This is a genomic window from Streptomyces sp. NBC_01498 (assembly GCF_036327775.1).
GTDB lineage: Bacteria > Actinomycetota > Actinomycetes > Streptomycetales > Streptomycetaceae > Streptomyces.
In genome coordinates this window covers 3,421,728-3,433,578 of the sequence record NZ_CP109598.1, presented here as the reverse complement: position 1 = coordinate 3,433,578, position 11,851 = coordinate 3,421,728, and the positions used below count along the sequence as shown (strand labels likewise).

Annotated in this window: 9 protein-coding genes; 2 read left to right on the top strand and 7 right to left on the bottom strand. The window is 73.5% G+C overall.

Features of this window, described 5'->3' with window-relative positions:
* Positions 1–83 precede the first annotated feature (83 nt).
* The 3 genes from OG875_RS14555 to OG875_RS14545 all read right to left on the bottom strand — a co-directional run bounded on the left by OG875_RS14555 (position 84) and on the right by OG875_RS14545 (position 2,340).
* Positions 84–770: a hypothetical protein gene (locus tag OG875_RS14555; RefSeq protein WP_330174658.1), complete on the bottom strand. Its 687-nt coding sequence runs from the start codon at positions 768–770 to the stop codon at positions 84–86.
* A 207-nt stretch (positions 771–977) separates the two neighbouring features.
* The gene (locus OG875_RS14550; RefSeq protein WP_330174657.1) at positions 978–1,343 is read right to left on the bottom strand and encodes a PH domain-containing protein; all 366 of its coding nucleotides are present in this window, start codon (positions 1,341–1,343) and stop codon (positions 978–980) included.
* 37 nt (positions 1,344–1,380) lie between these two features.
* Positions 1,381–2,340, bottom strand: a complete 960-nt coding sequence (locus OG875_RS14545) for an alpha/beta fold hydrolase (RefSeq protein ID WP_330174656.1) — start codon at positions 2,338–2,340, stop codon at positions 1,381–1,383.
* 359 nt (positions 2,341–2,699) lie between these two features.
* Here OG875_RS14545 and OG875_RS14540 point away from each other — a divergent pair, with 359 nt between their 5' ends.
* Positions 2,700–5,912, top strand: a complete 3,213-nt coding sequence (locus tag OG875_RS14540; protein WP_330174655.1) for a helix-turn-helix transcriptional regulator — start codon at positions 2,700–2,702, stop codon at positions 5,910–5,912.
* A gap of 300 nt (positions 5,913–6,212) precedes the next feature.
* Here the strand turns inward: OG875_RS14540 and OG875_RS14535 are convergent, their stop codons facing one another.
* The 4 genes from OG875_RS14535 to OG875_RS14520 form a co-directional block, all read right to left on the bottom strand.
* Positions 6,213–6,773 (bottom strand): hypothetical protein, encoded by a 561-nt coding sequence (locus OG875_RS14535; RefSeq protein WP_330174654.1) that lies wholly within the window; start codon positions 6,771–6,773, stop codon positions 6,213–6,215.
* Positions 6,774–7,073: 300 nt separating this feature from the next.
* Entirely contained in the window at positions 7,074–8,126 is a 1,053-nt protein-coding gene (locus OG875_RS14530) for a threonine/serine dehydratase (protein WP_330174653.1), read from the bottom strand.
* A gap of 168 nt (positions 8,127–8,294) precedes the next feature.
* The gene (locus OG875_RS14525; protein WP_330174652.1) at positions 8,295–9,560 is read right to left on the bottom strand and encodes an ArsR/SmtB family transcription factor; all 1,266 of its coding nucleotides are present in this window, start codon (positions 9,558–9,560) and stop codon (positions 8,295–8,297) included.
* A complete protein-coding gene (locus OG875_RS14520) occupies positions 9,548–10,858 on the bottom strand; it encodes an amidohydrolase (protein WP_330174651.1) in 1,311 nt (436 codons plus the stop codon). The genes OG875_RS14525 and OG875_RS14520 overlap by 13 nt, the downstream gene beginning before the upstream one ends.
* A 414-nt stretch (positions 10,859–11,272) precedes the next feature.
* On the opposite strand from OG875_RS14520, the gene OG875_RS14515 reads away from it, so the two are divergent.
* Positions 11,273–11,821, top strand: a complete 549-nt coding sequence (locus tag OG875_RS14515; protein WP_330174650.1) for a TetR/AcrR family transcriptional regulator — start codon at positions 11,273–11,275, stop codon at positions 11,819–11,821.
* Positions 11,822–11,851: the final 30 nt, after the last annotated feature.

Here is an 11,851-nt window from a genome sequence, read left to right as displayed (position 1 = left end):
CCGTGAGTCGGAGCGGCGGCACGCGCGTACGCGGGCGTGCGGGCGCACGGGCGCACGCGGGCATGCCGGGAGGGGGAAAGCGCTCAGGACGGAAGGAGTGGCGGCCCGCGCCGTGACACGACGTGCGGGGCCGGGAGTTGGGCCGGGGGCCGGATCGGCCGGTACGCGACCGGGGAGGGGAGTACCGGGAGGTGCGCGGGGCCGCCGCCGCTGAGCACCTCGCGTACGAGGCGCAGCCGCCGGAGGGCGAACTCGTACGCCAACCGGCCCGCGAACAGGGCGAGTACGCCCATCAGCCGTACGAACGCGCGGTCGCCGCGCCACAGCCACCAGCCGCACACCAGCCCCGCGAGAAGGTGGGCGGTGACCATGCCCGAGGTGAGGCCCGAGCTGTCGAGCAGCCCCAACAGCCCCTTCGTGCTGAGGAGTTCACCGAACGCCTCGTGGGACATCTGGTCCTCGGCGGCCCGGTGGCCGGTGATGTGTCCGGCGTGGCCGCCGTGCGGCCGGGGGTGCAGGCCGCCGAACACGGTGTGCAGCAGGAGCTGTCCGGCGGCGCTCGCGCCGACGATGACGCCGCCGCCCCGTTCCCTCCGGGAGAGTAACCAGCCCGCGCCGCACATCGGCACGAACGCGAGCGCGAGTACACGCGGCGGCAGCGAGCCGCCGGACGACAGGGCGTGGCCGAGCCCGGACACCAGGACGCACACGGCGGCGAACACCGCCGTGCGCACGAGGCGGAGTGCGGGTCCGGCTCCCATGTCCGTCATGGTGCCAGCGTGAAGGGGAGGTCGGGAAAGGCCACCTGATGGGTATACATCCGATGTTCACGCACTTTGCAGGGACATGGAGTTGATGTGATCCAGGTCACATGACATGGCGGGGAGGGCCTGCCGGAGTCGGCCCGCCCCGCCCCAGTCCGCTCGACCCCGCCCGCCCGGCCCCGCCCTGTGTCCGCCCTGTCTCGCCCCGTCCGGCTAGCGTGCCGCGAACTGCGTGAGGATGGCCTGCACCTCGTAGATGTCGACACCCTTCGTGAAGGTCTTCTGGATCGGCACCGTGGCACCGGAGAGCCAGATCTTCAGCTCCGCGTCGAGATCGAAGGTACCGGCCGTCTCCACGGCGAAGTGCGTGATGCTCCGGTACGGAATCGAGTGGTACTCGGTCTTCTTGCCGGTTATCCCCTGCTTGTCGACCAGGATCAGCCGCCGGTCGGTGAAGAGGATCGAGTCCCGGACCAACTGGTAGGCGGCGTGCACCTGTTCGCCCTGGCCCAGCAGCCGTGCGTAGTCCTGCTGCGCGGTGGCCGGATTGATCGTGTGCGCGTTGCCGAACAGTGCCATGTCGTCCCCCATTTAACCGAGTTGCACGATCTTCGCACTATACCGGCCGGGGTGTGCCGAACACCTCCGGCTCGGTGGCGTAGGGCAGCCCCTCCAGCGGGCGGTCCGTGCAGAAGCGGGCCATCAGATCGGCGAAGTCGGCGATACGTTCCACCGGGGCGAGGTGGTCCGTCTCCTCGACCGTCATGAACCGGGCCTCCGGCAGGCACGCGGCCATCACCCGGCCCATCGCGGGCGTGGTGAGGGTGTCGTGCTCGCCGGTGACGACCAGGCTGGGGAGGGCGGGGACCGGTTCCGGGCGGTACCACTCGTGCCGCATCAGCCGGGAGTTGTGCTCCGCCGACATACGCAGCTGCTCCGGGCTCTGGGTGGCGATCTGCTGGTAGACGAGCCGGGCGACGGCGGCCTTCTTGCGTACGTGACCGGTGCCGGGAGGCGACATGAACCGGTCGGCCAGTTCGCGGGCGATGGGCTCGGTCTCCCCGCGCCGGATCATGCCGTCCCAGCGTTCCATGGCCGCCGCGTAGTCGGCGGGGATGACGGTGGTCATCCCGACCAGCATCAGCCGGGCCAGATGGTGGGGGTAGTGCTGGGCGAACCGTACGCCGACGGCCCCGCCGTAACAGGCGGCGACCAGGTTGACGCGGGGGACCCGGAGTTCCTCCAGGGCGTGGCGTACGGCGGCGGCGAGGAAGTCGACGCCGTACCTCGCGGGCAGGAAGTCGGCCGTCCCGTACCCGGGCAGATCGACGGTGATGACCGAGGTCAGAGGCGTGAGCCACTTCTCGTGCCGCTGCCAGGAGTAGCGGTCCTGGGACGACCCGCCGAGGATGACGACGGGTTCGGTGTCGGTCCGGCCCCGGCCGGCGACCCGGCAGGTGTAGCGGAAACCGCCGAAGGTCAGGTCGTGTTCGACGGCCTCCGCGCACTGCCCGGCGCCGTCGGCCGCTCCGTCGGCGGACTGGACCGGGATGGAAAGCGTGGCGTTGGTGGGCACAGACACAGGGTGGCTCCAAGGACTGAGGTGGGTGTCGCCGTCCGGGCACGTGGCCCCCGCACGTCCCGCAGTGGCGGCACACCGGATCCGGACGCGAGCGAGCAGGAGCTTTCCGCTTCACTGCTCCTACCAACGACCAGAATTCGGCACGAAATCACCCGTGGACGGCTCTTGGTCAGAAAGTGGAACGGGATTCCCTCGTACGAGTTCCAGGAATTCGCGCACATCTGCGTATGGCGGCCGGGTGCCCCAGCGGCGTACGCGGCAGCGGTGCGCGGTGGCGGTGGGACGGGTGTTGGGACGACGGCGGGTCCGGGGCGGAGCTGGCCGGGTGCTGTCTGTTCTGTACATGCCGAGGCGTGATAGGCAGCGAACACGGCCGCGAGAGCGACGGCGAACCCGACCGTGAGGAGGCGCCCTTCGTGGGTGAGCGTGAACAGTCGTGGGAGAGGTGCGTGACGCGCGCGCTGTCCGGGGCCGGGCGGGAGCCCGCGCTGGTGCTCGTCGAGGGCGACGCCGGGATGGGCAAGAGCAGACGGGTGCGCCGGCTGCTGGACTCGCCCGGGGTGCGGGCGGTGGAGAAGGTGGTGGTCACCTTCCGGGCGACGGGCGGCTTCTCGGTCGCCGGTCCGGACGGCCCTGACGGTTCTGACGGTCTCGAAGGTTCGGGCGGTTCGGATGGTCGGGGCGGTCGGGGCGGTCGGGGTGGTTGGGAGGGTGCGCGCGGTCGGGACGGCCGGGGCGGTCCGGCCGGGCTCGTACCCGTACCCGCGCCCGTGCCCGTGCCCGCCGTCGCGGTCGCCCCGGGCTCGCCCGCCGTACGGCTCACCGCCCCGCAGGCACTGGAGGCGCTCCTCGCATCCGCCCGTCCGGCGCTGCTCGTCGCGGAGGACCTCCACCACGCGGACGACGACTGTCTGGCCGTGCTGCGCGCTCTGCTGACCGGGCCGCCGACGCCCTTCGCGGCGGTGCTCACCTACCGGCCTTCGCAACTGCCTCGCGCCGGGCTGCCGTTGGGCCGGGCAGTGGACTATCCGGCGCGGCTGTCCGTCGTACGACGCCGGCTTGAGCCGCTGGACGAGCGGCGGGTACGGCGCCTGGCCGGGGAGTCGCTGGGGGCGGAGCGCTGCCCGCAGGAGTTCGTGGCGCGGCTGCGGCAGCGCACCGGCGGCGTTCCGCAGGTCGTCGTGGACCTGCTGCGGATGCTGCGCGACGCCGCCGCCGACGGTGATCCCGAGCGGCCCGCGCGGGATTGCTTCACCGCCAGGGACGTGGACGAGGCCGGAGTGCCGGTCAGGCTCGCGGAGTTGGTGCTGGACCGGACAGCCGCGCTGCCGGAGCCGTACCGCCCGGTCGTCCGCGCGGCTGCGGTGCTGGACGAGCCGGCGAGCGCCGAGGACCTGGCGGAGGTCGCGGGCTGCGGCGCGGACAGCGGCCGTACGGCGCTGATCGCGGCGCTGGAGGGCTCGGTGCTGTGCGAGACGGGCGAGGGCCGGTACGGGTTCGCCGTACCGCTGGCCGCGTCCGCGCTCCGCGCGCAACTGCCGGGGCCGGTGCGGGAGCGGCTGCACGACCGGGCGGCGGCGGTGCTCGCCGCGCGGGAGCCGGTGCCGTGGGCGCGGATCGCCCGCCACTGGCGGTGCGGTGGCCGTACGGAGGACTGGCTGCGGGCGGCGGAACGCCTCGGGCAGGGCGGCGACTACGAGGATCACGGCGGTGAACACGAGGATCACGACGGCGACCACTGCGAAGCGCCCGGTGCCGGACGGGGTGACGGACGCGGTGACGGACGGGACGGGGGCCAAGGTGACCGGCGGGGTGATGTGCGCGACGACGAGGGCGCCGTCGCGCTGCTGGAGGAGGCGCTGGACGCGGGCGGTCTGCCGCCGGACCGGCGGGGGCGGCTGGCGCTGACGCTCGCCCGTGACGCGGTGCTGGGTTGCCGGTCCGAGGCGACGGTCCGCGTGCTGCGCGGGAGCGTCGAGGACCCGGCGCTGCGCGCCGCCGACCGGGGCGAGATACGGCTCGAACTGGGCCTGCTCCTGCACAACCGCAAAAGACGCTTCGCGGAGGGGCGTGCCGAACTGCGTTGTGCGGCGGACGAGTTGGCGGGGGCCGGGCGGCCCGCGCTGGCCGCGCGGGCGATGGCGGCGCTGGCCAACCCGTTCTTCCCCGGGGCCTCCCTTGCGGAGAACCTGACCTGGCTGGAGCGCGCGCAGACGGCGGCCGACGCGTCGGGGGACGGCACCGCGCGCACGGCCGCCGCCGCCTGCCGGGCGACCGTCCTGATGAACACCGGCGATCCGGCGGCATGGCGGCTGGTGGCTCGCCTGCCGCGTGACAGCCCGGACCGGGCCGGACGCCAACAGGTCGCGCGGGGGCTGTGCAACACCGCGAACGGCGCGGTGTATCTCGGTCACCACCGGCGCGCGGACGCCCTGTTGACGGAGGGCATCGACCTGGCGGCGCGCAGCGGCGCGCCTTTCCTGGAAGGGGTCGGACGCGGTACGGCCCTGTTCCGCGACTGGCTGACCGGCCGCTGGGAGGGCCTCGCCGAACGGTGCACGGGGCTGGTCGCCGAGGACGGCAGCGCGAGCGACGCCCGGGTGGTGCTGGCACTGCTGGCGCTGGCGCGGGGCGACTGGGCGGCGGTACGGGACTGGCTCCCGTGCGGGGGCGACACGTCGTACGAGACGTGTGACGCGTACGAGGTGTACGAGACGTGCGAGGTCCCGGTGGCGGCCACGGCGGCGGGCGCCCGTATCCGGCTGCTGCTGGCCCGGCAGGAGACGGAGGCCGCCGCCGACGCGGCGACGGCCGCCTGGACGTGGCTCGGCGGGAAGGGGGTCTGGGTGTGGGGCGCTGAGTTGGCGCCCTGGGTCGTCGGGGCCCTGGCCGGTGCGGGGCGGCGGGCGGAGGCGCGGCGGGCGGTGGCCGAGTTCGCCGCCGGGCTGACCGGGCGGGACGCTCCGTCGGCGACGGCCGCGCTGCTCTGGTGCCGGGCCCTGCTGGCGGAGGCGGACGGCGAACCGGCGGCGGCGCGGGCGTGGTTCCGGCAGGCGGGTGTGGCGTACGCCGGGCTGCCGCATCCGTACGCCCGCGCGCTGATGGCGGAGGGCGCGGGCCGGTGCGCGCTCGTGGCGGGTGGGGGCGAGGGCGTGGGTGGGGGTGGGGGTGGCGACGGCGTTGACGGCGATGCGGAGGCGGACGAGGCGGTCGGGGAACTCACCCGCTGTGTGGCGGAGTTGACCGCTCTCGGCGCGGTCTGGGACGCCGCGCGCGTACGGGCGACCCTGCGCGCCCACCGGCCCGCCGCGCACCGCCGGCCGCCGGGCCGGCCCTCGTACGCGGAGCGCATGTCCCCGCGCGAGGGGGAGGTCGCGGAGCTGGCGGCCGCCGGGCTCACCAACCGCGAGATCGCGGCGACGCTCTATCTGTCCCCACGCACGGTGGAGCAGCATGTGGCGCGGGCGATGCGCAAGCTCGGTATCGCCAGCAGACAGGGCCTGGCGCGCGAGGTGGCACGGGTCCGGCCCGCGTACGACCACGGCGAGGGCGACGGCCAGGGCTGAACCGCCGGGCGCGTAGGACGACTTGGCGAGACGCGAGGGCGCGGCGAGAGGCGGGCCGACCGTCGTACGTGGTCGGCCCGCCTCAGCGGGCGCTCAGCCGCTCGGTCCACTCAGTCCACTCAGTCCCTCAACTGGCGGGCTTCTGATCCGGCGGGCCGGCGAACCGGCCAAGTGCCAAGTGCCAAACTGCTCTACTGCTCTACTGCTCTACTGCTCTACTGCTCTACTGCTCTACTGCTCTGTGGCTCAACTGCGCGCTGCCCTGCTGCTCTGCGGCTCTGCGGCTCTACTGCGCGCTGCTCAGCCACACATGGTCGTGCGCATCACATCGGACTGGCTCGCCCAGCTGGCGCAGCCCTCGCCCGAGTGTCCGTACCAGTTGTGGCCGAACTCGTGGGCGGCGAGCAGGGCGAAGTCGCCGACCATGGTGGACAGTTCGATGCGCTGGCCCGCGCCCCAGTTGCAGCCCACGACATTGCCCGCGCCGCAGCCCTGGACGTAGCCGCCGACACAGGAGACCGGGGTGCCGCTGGAGGCCGTCTCGGTGCCGCTGCCCCAGTAGTTGGCGCCCTGGCGTATCGCGCCTTCGCGACCGGCGCAGGACGCGGTGATGTGGTAGCTCCAGGCCGGTACCCGGACGGCACGCTCGTCGGCGTCCACGGGCGGGAGGTCGGAGAGGTCACCGGTCTCGAAGCGGGGCGAGGGGGTGGGGTCGGCGACGGTGGCCTCGGCGGCCTGGGTCACCGCGGCGGGACGGGCGGTGTCACTGTTCTCGACGGCGTTGGCCGACGTGGGGAGCGCGAGGAGAAGGGCTGCCGCGACGGCCGATGCCCCAGCGATTCTTCGGATTGACGAGAGCATGACATGTCTCCTTGTGGGGGGAGCGGCGCACGGTCACGTCGGGACGACCCGCCGTGGACGACGCCGCGAACAGTCGGGCCCGTGGGGGTGGGCCCCGTACATGGGGGGATCGGCAGCAAAGTACGTGCGCCGGGGGCGCTCGCCTATCCGGGTCGGCCGAGATACGGATACGCAAAGAACCCCCACGGGTGTGTGGCGTGGGGGTTCTTGGTTGGTGCCCTGAGTGCCCTGAGTGCCGTCTGCCGTCTGCCGTCAGTGCGGCTGGGCGGGCCTGGCCCGGCGGCCGGTCGGGCCAGGCGGTCAGCGCAGGCCGAAGCGGTCCGCCCAGGAGATGACGTCCGTGGTCGTCGCGTTACCGCCGCACAGCACGAGACCGAGGCGGGCGTCGTCGCCGACGCGTTCCAGGACGCGCCGGGCGGCCGGGAGGAGACAGCCGGCGGCCGGTTCGGCCCAGACCTTCGCGTGGTTCGCGAGGTCGAGGGTGCCCTGGACGGCCTCCGCGTCCGACACCACGATCACCTCGCTGACCAGGGCGGAGACATGGTCGTAGGTGAGCTGCGAGACCGTGGGCGCGCTCAGCGTGGAGACGATGGAGGACAGCCGCACCGGCAGCGGGCCACCGGCGGCCAGCGCCTCGGACATGGCCTGGGCGCCCTCGGTCTCGACACCCCAGACCCGGACGCCGGGCATGCGCGCGTGCAGCGCGGCGGCCACGCCGGAGATCAGCGCGCCGCCGCCGATGGAGACGAGGACGTCCGTGATCCCGCCGCCCGTGCCGCCCGTGCCGCCGACGGCGCCCGTACCGGCCGCGTTGCCGGTGCCGCCCGTACCGTCCGTACCGCTCGTGTCGGCCGTAGCGCCCGCGTCCTCGGCGAGTTCGAGTCCGACCGTGCCCTGTCCGGCGACCACCACCGTGTCGTCGAAGGGGTGGACCATGGTCAGGCCCTCGGCCTGGAGCTGCGCCATCAGCGCGAACGCGTCGCCCATCGTGTCGGTCAGCCGCACCGTGGCCCCGGCCGCCGTGGCGATCTCGACGGCGCGCGCGGGCGCGGACTTCGCCATGACGACGGTGGCCTTCACACCGAGCGATTCGGCCATGACCGCGACGGAGATCGCGTGGTTGCCGCCGCTCACCGCCACCACGCCGGCGGCGCGGTCCGCCTCGCTCAGCGACAGCAGCTTCGCCGCCGCGCCGCGCGCCTTGAACGAGCCCGTGCGCTGCAACAGCTCCAGCTTCGCGGTGACCGGCACCCCGAGGAGCGCGGACAGGCCGGGGCTCCGGACCGTGGGCGTACGCACGACATGTCCGGCGATCAGGCGCGCCGCCGCTTCGATGTCCGAGATGCCGATCACGACACGTACCTCCTGTTGACGCCCGCTTGCCGCCGTCTCAGGAGAGAACCGTACAGATCGCCCCCGGCGCGCCGGGGGCGGGGGCCGCACTCCGGAAGCTTCGCCGGGCAGTGCCCAAGCCCTGTCCGGAATCCGCCGCCCCCGCCCGCTCGTACCGCCGGACAGCGCCTAGTACTGCAACGCCGTGGCGACATCCCTGCCGATGCGTTCGACGGCGCCGAGGTCGAGCCCGTAGTGGACATAACGGCCGTTGCGTTCCGTACGGACCAGCCCGAGGTCGCGCAGCGCCCGCAGGTGGCGTGACACCTGCGGGCGCGTCATCGACAGCCGGTCGGCCAGGTCCGCCGTGGTCATCGACTGGCGGGCGATGAGCCGGCAGAGCCGTACGCGGCTGGGATCGGTCAGCGCCAGCATGCGGCTGCGGGCCAGGGTGACGCCGACGACCTGCGCGTCCACCGGGAAGTGCACGACCGGCGGCAGACCCGGTTCGTTCTTCACGACCAGGTGCGGGGCGCCGTAGCGGGTGGGGACGAGGAGCACCGGGGTACGGGCCGGGGAGATCACCGCGTGGTGCACCTTGTCGAAGACGACGCGAGGCGGGTCGGTGAGCCGGACGCTGGACGGGCTGAGCGCCGCGAGCGCCGCCGCGGGGCCGTCGTCGGCGAGCCGCTGCCGTACGCGGTGGGCGGCGAGCGCCAGATGAGGTCTGGTCTCGGTCCACAGCGCGGCGAAGAAGACGGGGCGGCACAGGCGGAGGAAGGCGAGGACGTCGGCGCGTAAGGCTTCCGGGTCGCGCAGCAGCGCCTCGGCGAGTTCGAGGTGCGGCTCGGGGAGCGTGGAGGCGGCGTGGCGCAGGGAGGCGGCCTGGGCCGGGTCGTGGAGGACGCGGTCGAAGGCGTAGCCGCGGTAGCCGCTGGCGCAGGAGTACGCGGTGAGTTCCGCGAACTGGTCGACGGTGAGGCGTGACAGCGGGGACAGCGAGGACAGGGGAGACGGCGGGGAGAGGGCGGAAGGGGAGGCGGGCGACGGGGTCTGCGGGTCCTGAGGGGTTGGTGGGGCATGCGGAGGTGGTGGGGCATGCGGGGGTGGCGAGGTGCGCGAGGTCGACGGAGCTTGCGGGATGGGCTGAGTGTGGGCGGTCGGCGGTGGAACGGTCTCCGGTGAAGTGACCGGCGTCCACTCCGCCCGCTCCAGCCCCACGTAGAACCCCCGCCACCGCAGAGCCGTCCACAGCGGGGAGAACCGCCGCAGCCCGGCCCGGAAGGCGGGTGGCGCCGTGCGGGCCACCTCCTGGGCCCAGGGCGCGTGCTCGGCGTGGTGACCGTGTCCGTGCGCGGTGAGCACGTGCAGGCACGCGGCCAGTTCGGCGAGGGGCGACACCGCCACCGTGAAACGACCCGGCCCCGCCCCCTCCAGCACGACTACGACCGACATGGCCGGAGTGTACGAGCGCCGTCCGGGGCACCGCTCGGGTCCCCGCTCCCGGTGGTCTTCCCTGCCGCAGCGGTCCCCCCGGCCTCGTCCCTCTCCCCGGACCCCTCCGCCCCCCGGGTCACCTCCGCATCCAGCTCTGCCGCATCGAGTTCCTCCGCTTCCAGTTCCTCCGCTTCGAACTGCGCCGCTTCGAACTCCGCCCGTGCCGCCGCCAGGAACTCCGGGTCCGTGACCAGGTCCACCACCACACGGGCCAGCCCGGTCGCCGCGATCCGGGTCCTGCCGTGCGCGAAGGCCGTCACCGACGCGTCCCGCATGGCGTGGGAGTGGCTGGGCGTACCGAACGCGGCGGTCTGCACGTACGGATGGATGGTCGGCAGCAGTTGGGAGAGGTTGCCGATGTCCGACGAACCGGCCGGCTCGTCGGGCCCGCCGGGCCCGATCTCCACGCCCAACGCCCGTACCGTGGCGCCGAATCGGGCGGCGAGCACCTTGTTGTCCCGGCGTTCCGCGTACAGGGGGCCGGTCTCCGAGACTGCCGCCTCCGTGCCGGTGGCCAGCGCCGCCCCGCGCGCCGCCGCGCCGACCCGTTCGACCAGCGCCCGGGCGGCGGCGGACGTGCTGTCCCGTACGTAGAAATCGACCGCGGCCCGCGCGGGCACCACGTTGGGGGCTGCTCCGCCGTCCGAGACGATCCCGTGGATGCGGGCGGTCGGCGGCACGAACTGCCGCATCGAATCGAGCGCGTTGAGGAAGAGCTGGGCGGCGGCCAGCGCGCTGCGCCCCTCCCAAGGACTTTTCGCGGCGTGCGCGCTCACGCCGGTGAACTCCGCCCGCAGATGCGCGGCGGCCAACGCGCGCTGGGTGGTCGCCGAACGGTCCGCCGGATGGAACATCACCGCGGCGTCGACACCGTCGAAGACCCCGGCGTCGGCCAGCCGGACCTTCCCGGCGCCGCCCATCTCCTCGCCGGGCGTGCCGATGACGGCGATCGTCCCCGGGTGGCCGGGCAGCGCGCGGGCGGCGGCGATCGCGGCGGCGGCGCCGCCGGCCGCGATGAGGTTGTGGCCGCAGCCGTGCCCGACGCCGGGCAGGGCGTCGTACTCGGCGAGCACGGCGACGTACGGACCGGGCGTGCTCCCCTCGTGCACGGCCACGAACGCGGACGCCACCCCGCCCGCCCCGGTCTCGACGGTGAAGCCCGCGTCGGCGAGCCAGCCGGTCAGCACCTCCACGGCGTGGAACTCGGTGAACTTCAGCTCGGGCCGCGTGTGGATGGCGCGGCTGACCTCCTCCATGCGGGGCCGCAGCGCGGCGAGTTGATCGGTGAGGCTTCTCAGGGAAGCGGTGGATGTGCCCCCGGTGGTTGTGATGGCGGTAGTTGTGGTGGAGGTAGTTGTGCTGCCAGTAGTTGTGCTGCCGGTGGATGTACTGCCGGTGGTCGTGCCGGACATGGGACTCCCGTCGTACGAGATGACGTTCGCGTTCCGGGTGAGTGACGCGGACCGCACGACGAGCTTGCGTCCGCCGCCCTTCCTCAGGTCTGCGATTACCGCGCCCCAGGTAACCCGCCCCGTGTCCTGAACCACTCACTCTCCGCGCCGCCGCCCGGCGGCACCCCGCCCCGCTCGCCCCGCCTCCGACCAGCCCTCCCAGCCGCCCCGCCCGGACCGACGTCATACCTGACCGATCGGACAGTTATGGTGGGACGCATGGCACGTCCTGCCTCCGCCCTGCGCGGACACATCCTGGAATCGGCGTTGCGGCTGTTCGCCACCCGTGGCTACGAGGGCACGTCCCTGCACGACATCGCCACGGCCGTGGGCTGCTCGAAGGCGTCCCTGCTGTACCACTTCACCAGCAAGGACGCGATCCTCACCGAACTGCTCACCCCCGCCGGCGAAGGACTCGCCGCGCTCGACGCCCGGCTCCTCGGGCTCGACGGGCAGGAGGCGGCCGAGGCCGCCGTCACCGGTTACGTCGATCTCGCCATGCGTTTCCGGCGCGAGATCAAGATCCTCTTCGAGGACATCCCGGGCATGACCGCGCACCCGGCGCTCGGCAGCATTCCCGGCACCGTCGACCGGCTCCTGGACGCGCTCGCCGGCCGGTCCACGCGGGCGCGGGACGTCGTCGCGGCGTACATGGTCCTCGGGGCCGTGTTCATCACGGGCGCCAGCGACGTCGACGTACCGGAACAGGAACTGCGCGACGAGTTGATCCGCGGCGCGCTGCGCACGCTGCGGCCCGACCCCGACTGACCGGGACACGGGAGCCCGCACCCCCGTATC

What these genes read in the sequence shown, in the direction of transcription:
- OG875_RS14555 (WP_330174658.1), bottom strand. Translation starts at nt 770, where the DNA reads ATGACGGACATGGGAGCCGGACCCGCACTCCGCCTCGTGCGCACGGCG.
- OG875_RS14550 (WP_330174657.1), bottom strand. Translation starts at nt 1,343, where the DNA reads ATGGCACTGTTCGGCAACGCGCACACGATCAATCCGGCCACCGCGCAG.
- OG875_RS14535 (WP_330174654.1), bottom strand. Translation starts at nt 6,773, where the DNA reads ATGCTCTCGTCAATCCGAAGAATCGCTGGGGCATCGGCCGTCGCGGCA.
- OG875_RS14525 (WP_330174652.1), bottom strand. Translation starts at nt 9,560, where the DNA reads ATGTCGGTCGTAGTCGTGCTGGAGGGGGCGGGGCCGGGTCGTTTCACG.
- OG875_RS14520 (WP_330174651.1), bottom strand. Translation starts at nt 10,858, where the DNA reads ATGGAGGAGGTCAGCCGCGCCATCCACACGCGGCCCGAGCTGAAGTTC.
- OG875_RS14515 (WP_330174650.1), top strand. Translation starts at nt 11,273, where the DNA reads ATGGCACGTCCTGCCTCCGCCCTGCGCGGACACATCCTGGAATCGGCG.